Raw genomic sequence first — 21,211 nt, 5'->3', positions numbered from 1 at the left:
CCGATGGCTACCGACGCAGCGGCAGCCATTGTCCTTCGCTGGCGCTGCGCCACAGCCATTCCACCGGCCCGAAGCGATGGTCGCGCAGCCACCACGCACTCGCCCACAGCTGCAGCGGGAACACCAGTGCCGCCACCAGCAGCACCGGCCACAGCCCGTGCTGCGGACCGATGCCCCACCCGAAGCCGGCAAACAGCGGCACGCAGATGGCGCTTTGCAGCAGGTAGTTGCTCAGTGCCATGCGCCCGGCCGGGACAAACACGCGCAGCATGCGTTCGGCCCACGGGTGCAGATAGAGCAGGGCGAAGATGGCGGCCGCTGCGATGCCCAAGGCCAGTGGCGCAACGCGGTACGACACGCGCAGCAGGTAGCCCGGCACACCGCTACGCAGCACCGGCCACGCCTGCTTCAGCGCGTCGGCGTGGGCATCGATCCACAGGAACGCGACCGTCAACAGCAGCCCACCGACGGCGATCGCGCGCAGCAGCGGCAGATGCGCCTGCGGCTGCTGAAGGAGCCCGCGACGACCGGCCCAGTAGCCCAGCAGGAAGCGGCCGAGCACGAAGAACAGCAGTGCCCAGTTGCTCAGCTTCAGCCATGCCGCCAGCTGAAGGTTGTGCCACCACGCCTGCGCCAGGCTGCCGTGCGCCAGTGCATCGAGTGCTATGGCGTTCATCTGCGCGCGCGGTGTGAGCAGGGCCACCCATTCGCGGATCCACGGCGACAGCAGCGGTGGCAGCAACAGGGCGATGAACAGGCCACTGCACAGCAGGGCACGATCGCCCAGGTGCCGGAACAACGGCAGCAGCAGGCCGACCACGGCATACACCAGCAGGATGTCGCCCCACCACAGCAGTACCGAATGCAGCAGGCCGATCACCAGCAGCACCGCCATCCGCCGCAGGTGCGCGGCCATGCTGCCCGGCGCGTGGCCGCCCATCTGCATGGCTACGCCCATGCCGAACAGCAGCGAGAACAGCGTGATCGCCTTCATGTCCACCAGCCACTCCATGCCGGTGCGGATGGCCTGGTCGAGCGCTGCGCTGGGCAGCGCCTGCTGCGCGGCCTCGGTCATCAGCGCATCGAGCGAGAAGAAGCGCAGGTTGACCAGGAACACGCCGAGCAGCGCGAATCCGCGCAGGGCATCGATGAGGGGTTGGCGCGGCGGGCGTTGGATCATGCCGAGACCCTACACAAAAAAGAGGACGGAGGGGATTAAGTCGTTTGTGCCACAAACGACTTAATCCCCTCCGTCCCCTTTTGGGTCAGTCGCCCAGCAGGGCGGTGTTGCGTACGGCGCCCTTGTCGGCGCTGGTGGCGAGCAGGGCGTAGGCCTTCAACGCGCTGGTGACCTTGCGCGGGCGCGGCGCGCGCGGCTTCCAGCCACGCGCATCGGCGTCGGTGCGGCGCTGGGCCAGGGTGGCGTCATCCAGCAGCAGATCGATGCGGCGGGCCGGGATGTCGATGCGGATGCGATCGCCGTCTTCGACCAGGCCGATGACCCCGCCGCTGGCGGCTTCCGGCGAGACATGGCCGATCGACAGGCCCGAGGTGCCACCGGAGAAGCGACCATCGGTCAGCAGTGCGCATTGCTTGCCCAGCCCCTTCGACTTCAGGTAACTGGTCGGATACAGCATCTCCTGCATGCCCGGACCACCCTTCGGGCCTTCGTAACGGATCACCACCACCTCGCCCGGCTGCACTTCGTCGGCGAGGATGCCGGCGACGGCGGCGTCCTGGCTTTCGTAGACACGTGCGGCGCCTTCGAACACATGGATCGACTCATCCACGCCGGCAGTCTTCACCACGCAGCCATCCACGGCCAGGTTGCCGCGCAGCACGGCCAGCCCGCCTTCCAGCGAATAGGCGTGCTGCAGCGAGCGGATGCAGCCCTCGGCGCGGTCCACGTCCAGCGTCGGCCAGCGCGTGGCCTGGCTGAAGGCCTCCTGGGTAGGAATGCCGGCCGGGCCGGCCTTGAAGAAGGTGTGCAGGGTGTCGTTGTCGCTGCGCACCACGTCCCAGCGTTCCAGCGCGTCGGCCAGGCTGGCGCTGTGCACGGTCGGCACGCTGGTATCGAGCAGGCCCGCGCGGTCCAGTTCACCGAGGATGCCGAACACACCGCCGGCGCGGTGCACGTCCTCGATGTGGTACTTCGGCGTGTTGGGCGCCACCTTGCACAGCTGCGGTACGCGCCGCGACAACGCATCGATATGGGTCAGGTCGAAATCGACCTCTGCTTCCTGCGCAGCGGCCAGCAGGTGCAGGATCGTATTGGTTGATCCGCCCATGGCGATGTCCAGGGTCATCGCGTTGGCGAACGCGGCCTGGGTGGCGATGCCGCGCGGCAGCGCGCTCGGGTCTTCGCCGCCATACCAGCGGTGGCAGAGTTCGACGATCAGGCGGCCGGCGCGGCGGAACAGCGCCTCGCGGTCGGCGTGGGTGGCCAGCGTGGTGCCGTTGCCGGGCAGCGACAGGCCCAGCGCTTCGGTCAGGCAGTTCATCGAGTTGGCGGTGAACATGCCCGAGCACGAACCACAGGTGGGGCAGGCACTGCGCTCGAATGCGGCCACCTTCTCGTCGGAGGCGCTGTCATCGGCGGCCACCACCATCGCGTCGACCAGGTCCAGCTTGTGCTCGGACAGCTTGGTCTTGCCTGCTTCCATCGGTCCGCCGGAGACGAACACCACCGGGATGTTCAGGCGCAGCGCGGCCATCAGCATGCCGGGGGTGATCTTGTCGCAGTTGCTGATGCACACCAGCGCGTCGGCGCAGTGCGCGTTGACCATGTACTCCACGGCGTCGGCGATGATCTCGCGGCTGGGCAGCGAGTAGAGCATGCCGTCGTGGCCCATTGCGATGCCGTCGTCCACGGCGATGGTGTTGAACTCCTTGGCGACACCGCCGACCTGCTCGATCTCGCGCGCGACCAGCTGGCCGAGGTCCTTCAGGTGGACGTGGCCGGGCACGAACTGGGTGAAGGAGTTGGCGATGGCGATGATCGGCTTGTGGAAGTCGCCGTCCTTCATGCCGGTGGCACGCCACAGGGCGCGGGCGCCGGCCATGTTGCGGCCGGCGGTGGAGGTGCGGGAGCGGTATTCAGGCATGGCTGGCGGAACGGGCGGGCCGTACAACGTGGGGGTCGCCCGATCATGGACAATTTTTTCGGTTGCTGCTGCAACCACCTTCAGCGCTTGCAGCGGCTTGGTGGTCCACGCATTTCCCCTTATCCCCGCGCCTTCGGCGCGCCCCCTTGAACAACAAGGGGGCTTCTCGCCGGAGACTTGGCTGTGCGCGCTGGGCATCGCCGGGCGCCGCCGGGTGTGTGCCAACCCAGGTTGGCACCTACCAGAACGGTGCGCCGTCCGGAGTCGGATCCCATCGTGGCGCGATGGCCTCTGACCCCAATGCCCGACGAAAATGAAAGTCCGTTCATCTTTCCCACTTTGCCGATTCCGGTTGTTGGCCAGGATTTGGCATCATTGGGGCATTGATCCGTCGACAGGGCATGAGGCCATGAAACGTTCCCGCACCACCGCGCTGCTGCTGATGAGCGCCGCGCCGCTGCTGTTCACCGCCTGCCAGAAGGAGCCGGAGGTGAAGGTGCAGGAGGGCCTGTATACCTCGGTGGAGGCCTGCACCGAGGCCACCGGCGATCCGTCGTCTTGCCGCAATGCCTTCGCCGAAGCGCAGAAGCAGGCCGCCGATGCGGCGCCGAAGTACGCCAGCAAGGAAGCCTGCGAGAAGGACTACAAGCCGGAACAGTGCGTGCAGCAGCACACGTCGGCGGGTACCTCGTTCATCGGCCCGATGATGATGGGCTTCTTCATGTCGCAGATGCTGAGCAACCGCGGCGGCCTGGCCCCGCAGGCGCCGGCGGCGTCGCCGGCCTACCAGGACAAGAGCGCCGGTTGGGCGCGCCCGGCGCCGGGTGGCAGCGGCGGCCTGAACACTGCCAGCGGCATCGGCGCGGGCAAGGCCGGCCTGGCCCCGGTCACCAGCGAACCGAACCGGGCGGTCACCGCCAGCCGTGGTGGCTTCGGCAACACCAGCGCACGCCGCAGCACCAGCGGCAGCTACGGCGGCTGATCGACCCATGCAGCGCATCCGGATTGCCGAGCGTGCCCAGTGGCGGGCACGCGCGGAAGAGGCGGGTTTCCGCTTCCACACCATCGACGGTCAGCCGTACTGGGATGAAAGCGCGTACTACGCGTTCACCCTGCGCCAGATCGAGCAGGACATCGAAGACCCCAGCGCCGAGCTGCACCAGATGGCGCTGGACCTGGTCGGCGATGTCATCGCCAGCGAGCGATTGATGGATCAGCTGGCGATTCCGTCGCACTACCGCGACTGGATCGCCGACAGCTGGCGCCAGCGCCAGCCGCATCTGTACGGGCGCCTGGACCTGGCCTACGACGGCACCGGTCCGGCCAAGCTGTACGAACTGAACTACGACACGCCGACCTCGCTGTTCGAGGCCAGCTTCTTCCAGTGGCAGTGGCTGGAAGACCAGCGCAACGCCGGTCGCCTGCCGCAGCACGCCGACCAGTTCAACGCGATCCACGAGGCGCTGGTCGAGCGCTTCGGCGAACTGGCCGCGCAGCTGCCGCCGCCGCTGTATTTCAGCGCTGTGGGCAGTTCCGATGAAGACCGCGGCACCGTCGATTATCTGCGTGACTGCGCCTCGCAGGCCGGCCTGCATGGCCAGGCCATCGCCATCGAAGATATCGGCCTGTCCGAAGATGGCCGCTTCACCGCGCTGGACGATTCAGTGATCGGCACGCTGTTCAAGCTGTACCCGCTGGAAGACCTGATGAGCGAGGAATTCGGCCGCGCGCTGCCCGGCTCGGGCGTGCAGCTGCTGGAGCCGGCATGGAAGGCGGTGCTGAGCAACAAGGGCATCCTGCCGTTGCTGTGGCAGCGCAATGTCGGTCATCCGAACCTGCTGGAAGCACACTTCGATGACGGCAGCACGCTGGCCTCGGGCTGGGTGCGCAAGCCACTGTTCTCGCGCGAAGGCGCCAATATCGAGATGCACCTGGCCGACGGCAGCACGCAGCGCAGCGACGGTCCCTACGACGGCCCAGCGATCATCCAGCGCGCGCATCCGCTCACCCGTTTCGAAGGCGGTTACCCGCTGATCGGCAGCTGGGTGGTCGGCGATCACGCCTGCGGCATCGGCATCCGCGAGGACGACAGCGCGATCACCCGCGACAGTGCGCGCTTCGTGCCGCACGCAATCGTGGACGAGGCGCCGACGCGGATCTACGTTTGATGGAGGTACGGCCTACAGGGCCGTCGTGCCAACCAAGGTTGGCACCCACCAGAGCGATGTGCCGGTAGTGCCGGCCGCTGGCCGGCACCGTTGTTGGTAGATGCCGACCTTGGTCGGCGCTGTGGGTTCGTGCCAACCAAGGTTGGCACCCACCAGAGCGATGTGTCGGTCGTGCGGGCCGCTGGCCGGCACCGCTGTTGGTAGAAGCCGACCTTGGTCGGCGCTGTGGGTTCGTGCCAACCAAGGTTGGCACCTACCAGAGCGATGCGTCCGTCGCTGGCCTCCAACCGTCATTGGCATCAGAGCAACCCTTCGCGCTTCACTGCCAGGTAGCGCTCCACCAGCGCAGCGGGCAGCGCGTCGGCGGTCACGTCCAGCACCATCACCTTCTCGCTGCGCAGCGCTTCGTGTGCCTTCGCGCGCTGCTGCAGGTACAACGCAGCGGCACCCGCCTGGGCGGCATCCTCCAGCGTCTGCACCTCGTCCTCCAGCGCAACGTCCAGCTCGCGCTCGCGCAGGCTGGCCACGCACACCAGGTGGCGTTGCTGCAGCAGGCGAACGGCTGCCAGCAGGTCCTCGATGTCCTCGTCGCGCACGTTGCTGACCAGCATCACCAGGGCGCGCCGACGCTGTCGCAGTGACACTTCGGTGGCGGCGGCCAGGTAGTCGGTGGCTACCGCGCGCGGTTGCAGGTCGTAGCTGGCGCGCAGCAGATGCTCGACCGTGCCCATGCCGCGCTGCGGCGCCACCCAGCGGCGCTCGCCACCGGCGGCGAACAGGCCGGCGGCATCGCCCTGGCGCAGGGCCAGGTAGGCCACCACCAGCGAGGCGTTCAATGCATGGTCGAAGTGCGAGAGCCCGCCTTCGCTGGCCAGCATCCGTCGGCCACTGTCGAGCATCAGCAGCAGCTGCTGGTTTTTCTCGTCCTGGTATTCGCGCGAGATCAACTTGCGCGCACGCGCGGTGGCCTTCCAGTCGAGCTGGCGCAGGCTGTCACCGACGCGGTACTCGCGCATCTGGTGGAAGTCGGTGCCTTCACCGCGGCGGCGTTTGACGTGCGCACCGACCAGCCGCGAGGCCTGGTCGGCACTGAACAGGGCGAAGCGGGTGAGCGGCACGAAGTTCGGATAGACGCGCACGTCCAGCGCGGGCGGCAGCGTGCGCTGCTGCCACCACAGCCGCCAGGGCGAGCGCATGCGCAGGTGCACGCCTTCGAAGCGGAAGAGCCCGCGCTGCAGCGGTTGCAGGTGGTAGTGCAGGGTGGAGGCGCTGCCGGCCCGCAGCTGCACACGCTGTGGCAACGATTCCAGCGGCCAGCCACCGGGCACCAGGTCGAACACCTGCACCGTCATCGATGCGTCCGCCTGCAACCGCAGTGCGGCGCCGCGACGTACGCCCAGCGCCAGCGCCTCGGGCAGCTCGCGCTGCACCTGCGGCGAAGGTCGTCGCGCCTGCCGCCACAGGTCCCACAGCGCCGGCAGGGCGATGGCCAGTGCGGCCAGCGCCCAGCCCCCGCGCGGCAGCAGGCCGCCCAGCACCAGGCCGCCCAGCACGGCCCAGGCCAGCAGCAGCACCAGCAGCAGTGGGGACGGCCTCATCGGCGCGGTGCTTCCACCTTGGCCAGCAGTGCACCCAGCACATCGTCGGCGTCCTGGCCTTCGATCTGCAGTTCCGGGGCCAGCGCGATGCGGTGTCGCAGCGCCGGGCGAGCAATGTCGCGCACATCATCCGGCGTGACGAAATCACGACCGGCCAGCACCGCCTGCGCGCGAGACGCACGCACCAGTGCGATGCTGCCGCGCGGCCCGGCACCGACGGCGATCCCCGGCCACTGCCGGGTGGCCGCCACGATCCGCACCGCATAATCGATCACTTCATCATCGACGGTGATCGCGGCAGTGGCGCGCTGCAGTTCCAGCAACTCGCCGGCACCAAGTACGCGTGGCACCTGGCTCAGGTCGAAATCGCTGGCGGCGCGGCCGCTGGTGATCGCAGTCACCATGCGCTTCTCGTCTTCCAGCTGCGGGTAGTCGATCAGCACCTTCAACAGGAAGCGGTCCAGCTGTGCTTCCGGCAGCGGATAGGTCCCTTCCTGCTCCAGCGGGTTCTGCGTGGCCAACGCCATGAACGGCGGCGCCAGGGTGAACGCCTTGCCTTCGATGGTCACCTGGCCTTCCTGCATCACTTCCAGCAGCGCCGACTGGGTCTTGGCCGGTGCGCGGTTGATCTCATCGGCCAGCAGCAGGTTGGTGAACACCGGGCCGCGGCGGATCTTGAAGCTCTCGCTCTTCGGGTCGTACACCGCGTGGCCGCTGACGTCGCTGGGCATCAGGTCGGGGGTGAACTGTACGCGGCCGTAATCCAGTTCCAGGGCCTGTGCCAGCGCACGCACCAGCAGGGTCTTGCCCAGCCCGGGGACGCCCTCGATCAGCACGTGGCCACCGGCCAGCAGCGCCACCAGGATCTGATCCAGCACATCGGCCTGGCCGATGAAGGCATGGCCAACGGCATCGCGGATGGCGTCGACGCGTTCGATCAGGCGGGCGTTGGCGGCCGCCGGCAGCTCGGGCACTTCGGTCATAGCAGGGATCTCATCTGGAGCAGCAAGCGGATGCGCTCGCGCAGGGCGGAGGAATCGTGTGGCGGAGGGGGTGTGAGCGCGCTGGCAACGCGGCCCTGCGGCCACTTCAGCAGCTCGGCGATGGCCTGCTCGCGCGGTGCGCCGTCGAGTGCGGCGGCGACCGGCGCGCGCAGGCGCAGGCGGTGCAGGAACAGGGCAAGCACGGCGTCGTACAGGCGCGCGCCGTGGCCGAAGCGCAGCAGCAGTTCGCCGCTGGCACGCACATGCTCCAGCAGCGAGCGGCGTTCCAGCAGCGGCGACGGCTGCAGGCTGCCGAAGCGCTGCGAGCGGCCCCACAGCCAACCCAGCAGGGCCAGCAGCAGCGGCACCCACAGCGGCCAGCCGTGGTAGAACAGGCGCGCCCACAGCGACGGCGGGCGTCCGGCGTAGACCAGCCAGACCGCACCCCTGCCGTAGTTCGGATCGAGCAGATAGCGGGTCAGGTCGCGGTGGGCCGGATCGTGCAGGCCATCGCTGGGCCTGCCCGCAGCGGCGCCCAGCCGTGCGGCGGGTGTGTCGACATCGCCACGCATGAACTCCATGTCGGCCAGTACGCTCACCTTGCCCTGGCCATGGCGCAGGCGCGCGAACACCAGGTCGCGGTCACCGCCCCAGCGGCGTTCGGCCTGTGTGCGCGCGGCAAACCCGAGCGTGAAGCGGCGGCCTCCACAGAACTCGCTGTGACCGCTGTCGTCGTCGATATGGAACGGCTGGCAGTCGCTGCGCTGGAACAGGCTGTCCACTCCCAACTGGTCCAGCAAGGGTCCCTGCGTGCTGCCGGCATCGTCCTCCGCCGGGGGCGGTGTGCGCACCAGCAGATGCCCGCCCCGGTCGACCCAGTCCAGCAGCGGTTTCACGCTCGGTGCCGGCAGTTCGCTGCTGTCCTGCAGCAACACCACCGTGTCGTGCGGCCCCAGCGTCATCTGCTGCAGGTCCAGCCGTGGTCGTGAATGCACCTCGATGCCGTCGGCGCGCAGGGCCTGGCCGAGCACGTACAGCGGGTTGTAACTGGCCTCGCCCTGCGGCGGCAGGGTGAGCGTCTCGGTCACCCGTTCGTGCGTGCGCAGGTAGAGGATCGTCAGTGGCACGCCGATCAGCACCAGCAGGCCCAGCAGCAACGACCAGAACAGGCGCGGGCTCATGCCTGCCATCCGTACTGCTGGCGCAGCGTGTCGGCCAGCGCGTCGAAGTCGCTGCGGCTGGGCAGGCGGCCACCATAGGCGGCGTACTGCCACATGCGCACGATGCGCGCGAACAGGTCACGGTCGGCGGCCTCCGGCATGCGCCGTGAGGCACGCAGGCACTGCGCCTCGGTGGCGCCGGGGGGCAGCGCGATGCCGCTGCGCTCGCCAACGGTGCGTACGCTGGCGCGGTAGAGCAGGGCCAGCGCCTGCCGTGGCCGGCCCTGGTCCCATAGCAGGCCGGCCTGGGTGGCCACGTCCGGCGGCAGCACCGCGGGCAGTTCCACCGCCTCTTCAACCACCGGCGGCGCGGTACCGGCCTTGCGCCGGCTACTGCCACGCAGCCAGGGCAGCCACATCCGCGCAGTCAGCAACAGCACGAGCAGCAGGACGCCCAGAAGGCCCCACAGGCCCCACTCGGCCAGTCGCGCCAGCCAGGCGATGCCGTCCTTGCGTGCCTTGCGCTCGGCCTTGTTGCCGCTGTCGCCTTGCAGCGGCTTGTCTTCCTTCTTCTTTTCCTCGGCCTGCTCGATCGGCTTCCAGTGCGTGACCTGTCGGGTCGGGTGCTGCAGTGGGTCTTCGTAGGCACGGTTCACCGCCTGGCGGAAACCGGCGGTATCCACCGGTGTGTCGCCGAAGATCATCGCCGGCGTGTTGGCCGGGTCGTTTGCGGCGGTGGCCGGTTCCTCCGCGCTGTCTTCGTCCTCGCCGGCATTGTCGGCGTCGTCGGTGATCGACTGCGCGTCCTGCGCGTCCTGCGCGTGCACCGGTGCGCAGGCCAGTGGCAGCGCCAGGCACAGCAGCAGGGCCAGCGTCGACGCCGCCGGCAGCAGTCGATCACGCAGGCGGCGCAGGGCGATTTCCACATCCCAGGCTTCCATCTGCGTGCGCCGGTTCAAGTACAGGCCGAAGCCGGCACCGACGAAGAACGGCCCGACCAGCACCGAGGCCAGCCAGCACGCCAGGTTGAAGCCGAAGCGTGCCCATGCCGGCGTGTCCCGGCCGATCATGTCCCAGGCCGCACGCCACGATTCGGACATCAGGTCCAGCGGCATGAACATGAACACCGCACCGATCGCACCGGACACCAGCACCGCTTCGAATGCCAGGCAGGTCACCGTCAGCACCGTCGCTGCACCTGCGGCGCCGGCCGCGACCGCACGGCGGCGTGGGCCGCGCTGGTCCGGTGCGTTGCCTTCCAGCAGGTTCACCGGCAGGCACAGGCTGCGCAGCACGCTGAAGCGGCGCCAGCCCAGGTAGCCCCAGAAGCCGGTACCGCCCCAGTGGCGCTGCGCGCGCAGCGCCGCCAGCGTGCCCACCGGCTCTCCAAAGATGCCGCGTGACAGCACGTACAACGGCGCGCGTTCGAACAGCGGCTTGCACCACCACATCGCCAGCCAGGCCCAGCCGAACGCATCCAGCCACCAGCCCAGCGCGTTGAAGACCACGAACAGCGGCACGCTGGCCAGCAGCCAGCTGCCCCACACCGCACGCGCGTGGCGTCGGGCGAGGGCGCTGCCCAGCTCCATGGCTTCCCAGCTGCTGCGTGCGCGCAGCACCACGTCCAGGTGGTCAATGCGCATCGCCGGCTCCGCGTCCGCCACGCCACAGCCACAGCAGTACGCCCGTCCACAGCACGCCGGCCACGCTGAACTTGCCCCACGCCGGCACTTCAGCGATCGATGACCAGAACGCTTCGATGAAGGCGGCGACCAGCAGCATGAAGACTACGCCGAGGCACAGCCGTGCCCCGATGCGGCCACCGTCGACCAGCGCATCCAGCCGGCTGCGCCGGCCGGGTGCCAGCAGCTTCATGCCCAGCTGCAGCCCGGCGCCACCGGCGATCACGATCGCGGTCAGCTCGAACGCGCCATGCCCGGCCACGAACCGCCAGAACGGGCCGCCGTAGCCGATGTGCTGCAGGTGGCCCGCCACCGCACCGATGGTGACACCATTGAAGGACAGCACCAGCAGCGTGCCCAGCCCGGCCAGCAGGCCACTGGCGAAGGTGCGCAGGGCGATGCTGATGTTGTTCATGACGTAGTGGCCGAACATCATCCAGTCGGTACCGCTGTCGCGGCCCAGGCGCTCGGCGGCGGGGTCGTACATGCGCTCCATCGCGGCGATCTGGCGGTTGTCCATCAGCATGTGGATCAGGTCCGGATGGACCTGGGCCAGCACGAAACAGGCCAGTGCCGGCAGCGCGAACATCGCCAGCGCCACCCACATGCTGCGTGCCTGGCTGCGGACCAGCAGCGGGAAGTCGGCCACCAGGAACTCCAGCGCGGCGCGCCAGCGCGTTGGCCGCGTGCGGTACAGCACACTGTGGCCCTGCTGCATCAGCTGCTGCAGGCGCTGCACCAGCTGTGGGCTGTAGCCGCGTTCGCGGGCCAGCGCCAGCTGCTGGCACAGGCGCCGGTAGCGCTGCGGGAAGGCGGTGTCGTCCAGTGCCAGCCCACTGGCCTTGCGGCGGGCGCGGCGCGAGGCACCGGCACGCAGCAGCAGCCACTGCTCCAGGTCCTGCCACTCCTGCTGGTAGCGGGCGACGAACTGTTCCTGCTTCATCGCCGCCCCAGCAGCCAGTTGGCCATGGCATACAGGCGCAGCACGCCGATCTGGCCCTGAGCGCCGGTCAGCGGCTCGGCGATTCCGGCCAGTTCCTGCTGGCGCGCCGCCGACAGCCGCGGCGCGCGTTCGGCGAAGGCCATCAATGCGGCCTGTTCATCCGGGCGCAGCGGCTGCGGCGGGGCCAGCACGCTGTCGATGGTCGGCGGCGGCGGCAGGTACAGCGCGGGCGCATGCACCACCACCGTGCCGGCGACCAGGTCGCCGAGGCGGCGGCCATGGGGGTCGAACAGGCTGCTGACCAGGCCCACTGCATAGCCGAACGGCAGCATGTCCACGGTACGCAGCAGGTTGCGGGTGATCGATGCCATCCAGCCCACCGGTGCGCCATCGCGGGACAGCACGCGCAGGCCCAGCGCGCGCTTGCCGAGGGTGCGGCCCCACAGCGCCTCGCAGACGATCGGGTAAGCCCAGTAGACCAGGAACATCAGCACCAGGTAGAGGCCGGAACCGAACGTGTCCAGCAGCGCCAGCGGAATCGACATCAGCACCAGCACGGCGATGCGCACGCCGAGATCGACCAGCCAGGCCATGGCCCGCGGCAGCGGCCCGGCCGCCGGCAACTGCATCAGCACGCCCTCCGGCGTCACCACCTCGCGGTAGGTGTCGAGCATCGGTGCGGCCATCAGTGCGAAGGCCTTCGATGTGGGCGCCGGAGTCCTCTCCGGCAGGCAGCCACAGGCATGGGGGTCTCGACAGATCCTGGTCGGGCCCAGACTTTAGCAGAGCCGCATGGCGGCGTTGGCCGCTCAGCCCAGGTATTCGTCCTTCAGCCGCACGTAGTGGTCGGCCGAGTAGTGCAGCGACTCGATCTCCTTGTCGCTCAGCGTGCGCGCCGGCCGCGCCGGGTTGCCGACCCACAGTTCGCCCTCGCCGACCACCTTGCCTGGCCCGATCACGGCACCGGCACCGACGAAGCCGTGGCGCTCCACCCGGGCTCCGTCGAGGATGCAGGCGCCCATGCCGATCAGGCTGTAATCACCGATCGTGCAGGCATGGATGATGCAGCCATGGCCGACGGTGACGCCCTCGCCGATCAGCGTCGGGTAGCCGGCCTTGTTGTACGGGCTGTGGTGGCTGACGTGGATGATGGTGCCGTCCTGCACGTTGGTGCGCGCGCCGATGCGCACGTAGTTGACGTCGCCACGGATGACCGTGCCCGGCCAGATCGACACGTCGTCGGCCAGTTCGACGTCACCGATGACGGTGCAGGCCGGATCGATGTACACGCGCTCGCCGAGGACGGGCATCTTGTCGCGGAAGGGGCGCAGCGGGTTCATCGGTGTCTCCGGAAAATCAGGGCATTCGCGACGATGATACCTGCGTGGTCCGCACGCCGCGTGCCTGCCGCGGGGTAGTGCCGGCCGCTGGCCGGCAACCTCATGGGCGCACCTGGATTTCCGTGGTTGCCGGCCAGCGGCCGGCACTACCCGTTTGCTAGGGTTCGTAGCTGTAACCCATCCCGTAGACCGAACGGATTGGTTCGCCGTCCATGCCGGCGTCGGCGAGCTTGCGGCGCAGGTTGCGCACATGGCTGTCGACGGTGCGGTCGACCACCACGCGGTGGTCCAGATAGAGGCGATCAAGCAGTTCATCGCGTGCCCAGATCCGGCCGGGCGTGGCCAGCAGGGTGCGCAGCAGGCGGTATTCCACCGGGGTCAGGTCCAGGCCCTTGCCGTTCCAGGTGGCACGCGCGGCCGGTTCGTCGATGTGCAGGCCGCTGCTGGCGCGCGCGGCCGGGTCCGGCCTGTAGCGGCGCAGCACCGCCACCACCCGCGCCACCACTTCGCGCGGACTGAACGGCTTGCAGATGTAGTCGTCGGCACCGATCTCCAGCCCCAGCAGGCGGTCGATCTCTTCCACCCGCGCGGTGACCATGATCACCGGCACGTCGCTGCTGGCGCGCAGCTCGCGGCACAGGTCCACGCCATCGCGCTGCGGCAGCATCAGGTCCAGCAGCACCAGATCAGGCTGGTAGCGTGCGAAGGCGTCGATCACCTGGCCGCCATCATCCACCCACTCGCTGACCATGCCGGCTGCGGCCAGGTAGTCGCGCAGCACGGCGGCCAGGCGCGGTTCGTCCTCAACGATGAGAATCTTCGCCGGTGCGGCGGGCGATGTGCTGGCGGGGGAGGTGCTCATGCAGGCTCCGGCAGGGTGATGACCACGCGCAGCCCACCCAGCGGCGAGGGCTCGGCGTGGATCTGGCCGTGGTGGGCAAGAACGATGTTGTGGCTGATGGCCAGGCCCAGTCCGCTGCCACCGCTGGCACGATTGCGCGAGCTTTCCACCCGGTAGAAGCGCTCGAACAGCAGCGCACATTTTTCCGCCGGCACGCCCGGTGCGGTGTCTTCCACGATCAGCTGTACGCCGGCAGGCACCCGTGCGGCCTGCACGAGTACGCGGCCGCCGGCATGGGTGTAGCGCAGCGCGTTCTCCAGCAGGTTGGCCAGCACCTGCTGCAGGCGTCGCTCGTCACCGGATATCTGCAGCGGTGTGGCGGGCAGCGCTTCTTCCAGTGCCAGCCCCGCTGCGGAGAAGCGCACGCGCATGCCATTGAGCTCGCTGCGCAGCAGGGCCACCAGGTCCAGCGGGGCGAAACGGTACGCCAAGCCGCCGGACTGGGTCATCGACAGATCGTGCAGGTCGTCGATCAGCTTGCCCAGCTGGCGGATCTCGCCCTGCAGGGCACCAAGATTGGCGCGGTCCAGCGGGCGGATGCCGTCCTCGATCGCCTCCAGTTCGGCACGCACCACCGCCAACGGCGTGCGTAGTTCGTGCGAGATGTCGGCGATGAAGGCACGGCGGTTGCGCTCGGTATCGTCCAGCGCCTGCGCCATCCGGTTGAAGTCGTTGACCAGTGCGTCCAGCTCGTCATCGCTGGTGCGCTCGATGCGGGTGGCGTAGTCGCCGGCGGCGAGCCGGTGGGTGGCCGCCGCGAGCTTGGCCAGGCGCTGGCGCAGCGCGCGTGACACCAGCCAGGCCAGCAGCACCGTCACCAGCAGCAGCGAGATGCCAATCACCCACCAGGCGCGCATCTGGGTGTTGTAGAAGTTCAGGTCGTTGGTGGCGATGACGGTCTGGAACGGCACCATGCCCAGCCAGCCCACCGTGTGCCCGTCCACCTGCACCGCGTGCGGCTCGTCATCGCTGGTCGCGTCGGGATTGCCTGCCACGTAGCGGTGCTGTGCATCGAACAGGCCCAGCCGCGACGGAACGCCGGTCTGGTCGGACAGCGGTGGCACCGGCCCTTCATGCCCGTGCGCCAGGTCCGGGCGCAGCATCCGCGCCCAGCGATCACTGTCACCGCGCAGGTGGCCCCAGCCGCCGTGCTCGCGGAATTCGCGCTGCAGGTGCGGCATCAGGCGCTGCATGCGCAGGTCGCCCTGGTCGTTGAGGTAGTCCAGGAACCCGGTCTGGAACGCCACGCGGCTGGCAATGCCGTTCACTGCCAGCACCAGCAGGCAGGCAGTGAAGATCGCGAGGAAGGTCTTCGCGGTCAGGCCGAATTTGAGTCGAATCTTCGCCATCGCGGGGGCCATTAGCGGCGCATGCGGCGCCGAAAGCAAGCGCCAGCTGAGCCGGTCGCACAATCTCCATATTCTCTGCACAGTTCCACGGCAGCGTGCCCGGGTCAACGCAAGGCTCCCACGCCCCCCATGTCACTCCTGCGCCCGCTGTCCCGTTCTTCCCATCCCCTGTTGCTGCCGCTGTTGCTGGCCCTGGCAGCCTGTTCCGCCGGCAGGACCGAAGCGCCGGCCACGCCTGAAGTGGGCATCATCACCGCCAGCGCACAGCCGCTGGCGCTGCAGCAGACCCTGCCCGGCCGCGCAGTGCCGTTCGAAGTGTCCGAGGTGCGGCCGCAGATCGGTGGACTGATCCGCCAGCGGCTGTTCACCGAAGGACAGCAGGTCAAGGCCGGCCAGCTGCTGTACCAGGTCGACCCGGCGCCGTACCAGGCGGCCTTCGACACCGCCCGTGGCCAGCTGGCCCAGGCCGAGGCCACCGTGCTGTCGGCGCAACCGAAGGCCGAGCGCACCCGCGCGCTGGTGAGCATGGACGCGGCCAGCAAGCAGGACGCCGATGATGCGACCTCGGCATTGAAGCAGGCGCAGGCCAATGTGATCGCTGCGCGCGCTGCGCTGCAGGCCGCCCGCATCAACCTTGACTACACGCGGGTGACCGCACCGATCGACGGCCGTATCGGCACCTCCAGCGTCACTGCCGGTGCGTTGGTCGCCGCCGGCCAGGACGCCGCGCTGACCACCATCCAGCGGCTGGACCCGGTGTACCTGGATGTCACCCAGTCCAGCACGCAGATGCTGGCGCTGCGCAAGCAGCTCGATGCCGGCCTGGTGAAGGCCATTGATGGCAAGGCACAGGTGAAGGTCGTGCTGGAGGATGGCAGCACCTATGCCCATGAAGGCACGCTGGAATTCGTCGGCAGCGCGGTCGATCCGGGTACCGGCAACGTGGTGCTGCGCGCGGTCATTCCGAACCCGGACGGACTGCTGCTGCCGGGCATGTACCTGAAGGCGGTGCTGCCGATGGCCACCGATGCGCGCGCGCTGCTGGTGCCGCAGAAGGCGGTGGTGCGCAATGAGCGCGGTGAGCCGCTGCTGCGCCTGCTCGACGCCAAGGACCACGTCATCGAGCGCCGGATCAGCACCGGCCAGGTGGTGGGCAACCAGTGGCAGATCACGCAGGGCCTGAAGGCCGGCGAACGGGTGATCGTAAGCAACGGCAGCGCGGTAGCGCTGGGCCAGCAGGTGAAGGCGGTGGCGGTCACCACCGCGCAGCTGGCAGCAATGCCGGCGATCGACCCGAACGGCAACACCGACGAAAAGTCGCACTGAGGCCTGCCGCGCATGGTTCGTTTCTTCATCGACCGGCCGATCTTCGCCTGGGTGATCGCCATCGCGGTCAGCCTGCTCGGCCTGCTTGCGATCCTGATCCTGCCGGTGGACCGCTACCCGCAGATCGCCCCGCCCACCATCACCATCCGCGCCACCTACACCGGCGCCTCGTCGCAGACCGTGGAAAACGCGGTCACCCAGGTCATCGAGCAGTCCCAGCAGAGCCTGGACCACCTGATGTACATGACCTCCACCAGCGCCTCCGACGGCTCGGCGCAGGTCAACCTGGTGTTCGCCACCGGCACCAATCCGGATACGGCGCAGGTGCAGGTGCAGAACCAGCTGCAGGCCGCGATGGCCACGCTGCCGCAGGCAGTGCAGCAGAACGGCCTGACCATCACCAAGTCCAGTGGTTCGATCTTCGAGGTGCTGTCGTTCACCAGCGAAGATGGCAGCATGGACAACTTCGATGTCGCCAACTTCATGGAAGCGCGCATCGATGACCAGATCAGCCGCGTCAGTGGCGTCGGCAACATCCAGCCGATCGGCCAGGAATACGCCATGCGTATCTGGCTGGACCCGGAAAAGATGCGCCAGTACGCGCTGATGCCGTCGGATGTCGAGACCGCACTGCAGGCGCAGAACACCGACGTGTCGGCCGGTGAGTTGGGTGGCCAGCCGGCACTGAAGGGCCAGCAGCTGGACGCGACCGTGACCGCGCGCAGCCGCCTGCACACCCCCGAGCAGTTCGCGCAGGTGGTGCTCAAGGCCGATGCCAACGGCAGCGTCGTGCACCTGGGCGACGTGGCAACGATCGGCCTGGGGCCGGAGAGCTACGACAGCATCAGTACCTTCAACGGCAAGCCGTCGGCCTCGCTGGGCATCGAGCTCAATGCCGGTGCCAATGCCATCGCCGTGTCCAAGGCCATCGATGCACGGCTTCAGCAGCTGCAGAAGTACTGGCCGCATGGCTACACCGCCCACGTGGCCTTCACCACCACCCCGTTCGTGACCATCTCGCTGAAGGAAGTGGTGATCACCCTGATCGAGGCGATCATCCTGGTGGTGCTGGTGATGTACCTGTTCCTGCAGAACTGGCGGGCCACGCTGATCCCGACCATCGCGGTGCCGGTGGTGCTGCTGGGTACGTTCGGTGTGCTGGCCGCGTTCGGCTATTCGATCAACACCCTGACCATGTTCGCGCTGGTGCTGGCCATCGGCCTGCTGGTGGACGATGCCATCGTGGTGGTGGAGAACGTGGAGCGGGTGATGACCTTCGAAGGGCTGGCGCCGAAGCCGGCCACGCTGAAGGCCATGGACCAGATCACCGGCGCGCTGGTCGGCATCGTGCTGGTGTTGACCGCGGTGTTCCTGCCGATGGCGTTCTTCAGCGGTGTCACCGGGGTGATCTATCGCCAGTTCTCGGTCACGATCGCTGCCGCGATGATCCTGTCGGTGCTGGTGGCAATGACCATCACCCCGGCGCTGTGCGGCAGCATCCTGCACCAGATTCCCAAGGGCGGGCATCCGCACGGCGACCACGGCGGCGAACCGAGCCTGCTGGGCAAGTTCTTCATCTGGTTCAATCATCGTTTCGAGCGCACGTCGAATGGGCTGCGCCGTCGTGTGGATGGTTTTCTTGGCCGGCGCACGCTGGGCGTGCTGTTCTACCTGGTGCTGAGCGTGGTCACCGGCCTGCTGCTGTGGCACCTGCCCGGCGCATTCCTGCCCGATGAGGACCAGGGCATGCTCAACGCACTGGTGAAGCTGCCGGCCGGCTCCACCCTGGAGCAGACCCGTGCGGTGATGGATCGCCTCAGTGCCGCCGCGGTGAAGGACGACAGCGTGCTGTCGATCCAGGCCACCGCCGGCTTCAGCGTCACCGGCAGCGGCCAGAACGTCGGCCAGGCCTTCATCCGACTGAAGGACTGGGACGACCGCAAGGACGATGCCGATACCATCGCCGCGCGGCTGACCCGGGCGATGGCCAGCGTGCCCGACGCGCAGGTGTTCATCACTTCGCCACCGGCCATCCTCGGCCTCGGCGATGCCGGCGGCTTCACCCTGGAACTGCAGGACGAAGGCGGTGCCGGCCATGCCGCCGCCGTGGCCGCACGCAACACGCTGCTGAAGGAGGCCGCCAAGGATCCGAAGCTGGTCAACGTGCGCTACGCCAGCCTGGAAGACGCGCCGGTGTACGCGGTCAAGGTGGACGACGCCAAGGCACAGGCCATGGGCGTGAATCCGCAGGACGTCAATGACACCTTGAACGCGGCGCTGGGCGGCGATTTCGTCAACAACTTCATCTACAAGGGCCGCATCAAGAAGGTGTTCATCCAGGGCACGGCCGAAGCACGCATGCAGCCGCAGGACATCGAGCGCTGGAGCGTGCGCAACCAGGCCGGGCAGATGGTGCCGCTGTCGTCGCTGATCAGCACGCACTGGACCAGCGCACCGGCTGCGCTGCAGCGCTACAACGGTGTGTCGGCGATGGAAATCACCGGCCAGCCGGCGCCGGGTGTCAGCTCCGGCGAGGCGATGGCCGAGATCGCGCGCCTGGCCGATACCTTGCCGGAGGGCTTCAGCCACGCCTGGTCGGACATGGCCTACCAGGAACAGCTGTCGGGCAACCAGGCGCCGATGCTGTACGCCATCTCGCTGCTGTTCGTGTTCCTGTGCCTGGCCGCGCTGTATGAAAGCTGGGCGGTGCCGTTCGCGGTGATGCTGGCGGTGCCGGTGGGCGTGTTCGGTGCGGTACTGATGATGAACCTGCGCGGCCTCAACAACGACGTGTACTTCCAGGTCGGCCTGCTGACCACGATTGGGTTGGCGGCGAAGAACGGCATCCTGATCGTCGAGTTCGCGCGCATCCTCGAACAGCAGGGCAAGAGTACCCGCGAGGCGATCCTGCAGGCGGTCTACCTGCGGCTGCGCCCGATCGTGATGACTTCGCTGGCGTTCCTGATGGGCGTGCTGCCGCTGGTGTTCGCCACCGGTGCCGGTTCGGCCGCGCGCCGTTCGCTGGGTACCGGCGTGGCCGGCGGTACGGTCGCTTCGATGGTGCTGGGCATGTTCTTCGTGCCGTTGTTCTACCTGCTGGTGCGCCGCCTGTTCCCGGGCCGCGCGCCGGCCGACGCCACTGCCCCGGAGGCAAGCCCATGAAGCCGATGCTGCTGCGCGCCCTGGCGGCCGCCACCATGACCACCGTACTGGGCGGTTGCGTGAGCATGGCGCCGCGCTATCAGCGCCCCGAGGCGCCGGTGCCGGCGCAGTTCGGCAATGCTGCAACGGGCGAGACCGATTCGGCGTTGGCGATGCCGGCCTGGCGTGAGGTGTTCCTCGAACCGCGCCTGCAGCAGGTGATCGCGCTGGCATTGCAGAACAACCGCGACCTGCGCGTGGCGGTGCTGCAGGTCGAGAAGGAACGGGCGCAGTACCGTATCCAGCGTGCGGCATGGCTGCCCTCGGTGGACGCCAGTGGCAGCGTCACCCGCTCGCGCGTGAGCGATGCCAACAGTGAGACCGGGGCCACCCAGATAACCGAAGCCGATGCCGTGCAGGTCGGCATCAGCAGCTGGGAGCTGGACCTGTTCGGGCGCATCCGCAGCCTGAACAACGAGGCGCTGCAGAACTGGCTGGCCAGCGCCGAGAACCAGCGTGCAGCGCGCACCAGCCTGGTGGCCGAAGTGGCAACGGCCTGGCTGGCACTGGCCGCCGATGGGCAGTCGCTGGCATTCACGCAACAGACCCTGGACAGCCAGCAGCAGACCCTGCAGCGCACCGAGGCCCGTCATGCGCAGGGCCTGGCCTCGGGCCTGGACCTGTCGCAGGTGCAGACCAGCGTGGAGGCTGCGCGCGGCGCGCTCGCCAGGTTGCAGACCCAGCAGGCGCAGGATCGCGATGCATTGCAGCTGTTGGTGGGGTCGCCGCTGGATCCGGCCCTGCTGCCGACCGCGCAGGCGCTTGACGGTAGCGTGGCACTGGCACCGTTGCCGGCCAACCTGCCGTCGAGCGTGCTGCTGCAGCGCCCGGACGTGCTCTCCGCCGAACACGCGCTGCAGGCGGCCAATGCTGATATCGGAGCGGCGCGCGCTGCGTTCTTCCCGACGCTGACCCTGACCGCCAACTACGGCCACAGCTCCACCGCGTTGTCGACGCTGTTCTCGGCCGGCACCCGCGGCTGGTCATTCGCACCCAGCATCACCGCACCGATTTTCCACGCCGGTGCGCTGAAGGCGTCGCTGGATGCCTCGAAGATCGGCAAGGACATCGGCATCGCGCAGTACGAGAAAGCGATCCAGCAGGCCTTCAGCGAAGTGGCCGATGCGCTGGCCACACGTGATCACCTGACCGCGCAGATGGACGCGCAGCGTGCGCTGGTGGCTGCCAGCCAGCGCAGCTACACGCTGGCCGACGCGCGCTACCGCACCGGGCTGGACGGCTATCTGCAGGCGCTGGATGCGCAGCGCGGCCTGTATGCCGCGCAGCAGGACCTGATTGCCCTGCAGCAGCAGGAGGCGGGCAACCGGGTGACGTTGTTCAAGGTGCTGGGCGGGGGCGCCGACGCGCGGTAACACGCTTGCGCGGGTGTGTGCGTCCTCCGCTCCGTTGGGTGCCGACCTTGGTCGGCACAAAGGCCTTCATCCACGCATGGCGT

At 68.5% G+C, this 21,211-nt stretch carries 16 protein-coding genes; 5 read left to right on the top strand and 11 right to left on the bottom strand.

What is annotated here, in order from left to right:
* Positions 1 to 7 precede the first annotated feature (7 nt).
* On the bottom strand, positions 8 to 1,180 hold the full coding sequence (locus tag N440_RS17275; RefSeq protein WP_133935863.1) for a DUF418 domain-containing protein: 1,173 nt from the start codon (positions 1,178 to 1,180) through the stop codon (positions 8 to 10).
* A gap of 85 nt (positions 1,181 to 1,265) precedes the next feature.
* Complete coding sequence (ilvD, locus tag N440_RS17270) at positions 1,266 to 3,104, bottom strand: dihydroxy-acid dehydratase (RefSeq protein WP_133935862.1); 1,839 nt, start codon at positions 3,102 to 3,104, stop codon at positions 1,266 to 1,268.
* A gap of 409 nt (positions 3,105 to 3,513) precedes the next feature.
* Here ilvD and N440_RS17260 point away from each other — a divergent pair, with 409 nt between their 5' ends.
* Together N440_RS17260 and N440_RS17255 are read left to right on the top strand one after the other, a co-directional pair.
* Entirely contained in the window at positions 3,514 to 4,086 is a 573-nt protein-coding gene (locus tag N440_RS17260; protein ID WP_014038869.1) for a DUF1190 domain-containing protein, read from the top strand.
* Positions 4,087 to 4,093: 7 nt separating this feature from the next.
* Positions 4,094 to 5,272, top strand: a complete 1,179-nt coding sequence (locus N440_RS17255; protein ID WP_133935860.1) for a glutathionylspermidine synthase family protein — start codon at positions 4,094 to 4,096, stop codon at positions 5,270 to 5,272.
* Between the two features lie 299 nt (positions 5,273 to 5,571).
* Here the strand turns inward: N440_RS17255 and N440_RS17250 are convergent, their stop codons facing one another.
* From N440_RS17250 to baeS, 9 genes are all read right to left on the bottom strand, one after another.
* A complete protein-coding gene (locus N440_RS17250) occupies positions 5,572 to 6,870 on the bottom strand; it encodes a DUF58 domain-containing protein (RefSeq protein ID WP_133935859.1) in 1,299 nt (432 codons plus the stop codon).
* Positions 6,867 to 7,853: a MoxR family ATPase gene (locus N440_RS17245; RefSeq protein ID WP_005411535.1), complete on the bottom strand. Its 987-nt coding sequence runs from the start codon at positions 7,851 to 7,853 to the stop codon at positions 6,867 to 6,869. The genes N440_RS17250 and N440_RS17245 overlap by 4 nt, the downstream gene beginning before the upstream one ends.
* Entirely contained in the window at positions 7,850 to 9,034 is a 1,185-nt protein-coding gene (locus N440_RS17240; RefSeq protein WP_133935858.1) for a DUF4350 domain-containing protein, read from the bottom strand. The genes N440_RS17245 and N440_RS17240 overlap by 4 nt, the downstream gene beginning before the upstream one ends.
* Positions 9,031 to 10,656, bottom strand: coding sequence for a DUF4129 domain-containing protein (locus N440_RS17235; RefSeq protein ID WP_133935857.1), 1,626 nt, complete (start codon positions 10,654 to 10,656; stop codon positions 9,031 to 9,033). Before N440_RS17235 ends, N440_RS17240 begins: the two co-directional genes overlap by 4 nt.
* Positions 10,646 to 11,638: a stage II sporulation protein M gene (locus N440_RS17230; protein ID WP_133935856.1), complete on the bottom strand. Its 993-nt coding sequence runs from the start codon at positions 11,636 to 11,638 to the stop codon at positions 10,646 to 10,648. The genes N440_RS17235 and N440_RS17230 overlap by 11 nt, the downstream gene beginning before the upstream one ends.
* Positions 11,635 to 12,324, bottom strand: a complete 690-nt coding sequence (locus N440_RS17225; RefSeq protein ID WP_133935855.1) for an RDD family protein — start codon at positions 12,322 to 12,324, stop codon at positions 11,635 to 11,637. The genes N440_RS17230 and N440_RS17225 overlap by 4 nt, the downstream gene beginning before the upstream one ends.
* A 123-nt stretch (positions 12,325 to 12,447) precedes the next feature.
* Positions 12,448 to 12,978: a gamma carbonic anhydrase family protein gene (locus N440_RS17220; protein ID WP_006475442.1), complete on the bottom strand. Its 531-nt coding sequence runs from the start codon at positions 12,976 to 12,978 to the stop codon at positions 12,448 to 12,450.
* A gap of 157 nt (positions 12,979 to 13,135) precedes the next feature.
* Entirely contained in the window at positions 13,136 to 13,840 is a 705-nt protein-coding gene (locus N440_RS17215) for a response regulator (RefSeq protein WP_133935854.1), read from the bottom strand.
* Complete coding sequence (baeS, locus tag N440_RS17210; protein WP_133935853.1) at positions 13,837 to 15,240, bottom strand: sensor histidine kinase efflux regulator BaeS; 1,404 nt, start codon at positions 15,238 to 15,240, stop codon at positions 13,837 to 13,839. The genes N440_RS17215 and baeS overlap by 4 nt, the downstream gene beginning before the upstream one ends.
* A gap of 117 nt (positions 15,241 to 15,357) precedes the next feature.
* Here baeS and smeA point away from each other — a divergent pair, with 117 nt between their 5' ends.
* From smeA to smeC, 3 genes are read left to right on the top strand one after another with little or no spacing between them, the layout of a single operon-like run.
* Entirely contained in the window at positions 15,358 to 16,554 is a 1,197-nt protein-coding gene (gene smeA, locus N440_RS17205) for a multidrug efflux RND transporter periplasmic adaptor subunit SmeA (RefSeq protein ID WP_133935852.1), read from the top strand.
* A gap of 12 nt (positions 16,555 to 16,566) precedes the next feature.
* On the top strand, positions 16,567 to 19,716 hold the full coding sequence (smeB, locus tag N440_RS17200; RefSeq protein WP_133935851.1) for a multidrug efflux RND transporter permease subunit SmeB: 3,150 nt from the start codon (positions 16,567 to 16,569) through the stop codon (positions 19,714 to 19,716).
* Complete coding sequence (gene smeC / locus N440_RS17195) at positions 19,713 to 21,128, top strand: multidrug efflux transporter outer membrane subunit SmeC (protein ID WP_133935850.1); 1,416 nt, start codon at positions 19,713 to 19,715, stop codon at positions 21,126 to 21,128. Before smeB ends, smeC begins: the two co-directional genes overlap by 4 nt.
* Positions 21,129 to 21,211 lie beyond the last annotated feature (83 nt).

It is taken from the genome of Stenotrophomonas sp. CC22-02 (genome assembly GCF_004365115.1).
Taxonomy (GTDB): Bacteria; Pseudomonadota; Gammaproteobacteria; order Xanthomonadales; family Xanthomonadaceae; genus Stenotrophomonas; species Stenotrophomonas forensis.
This window is presented reverse-complemented; position numbering and strand designations above follow the sequence as displayed.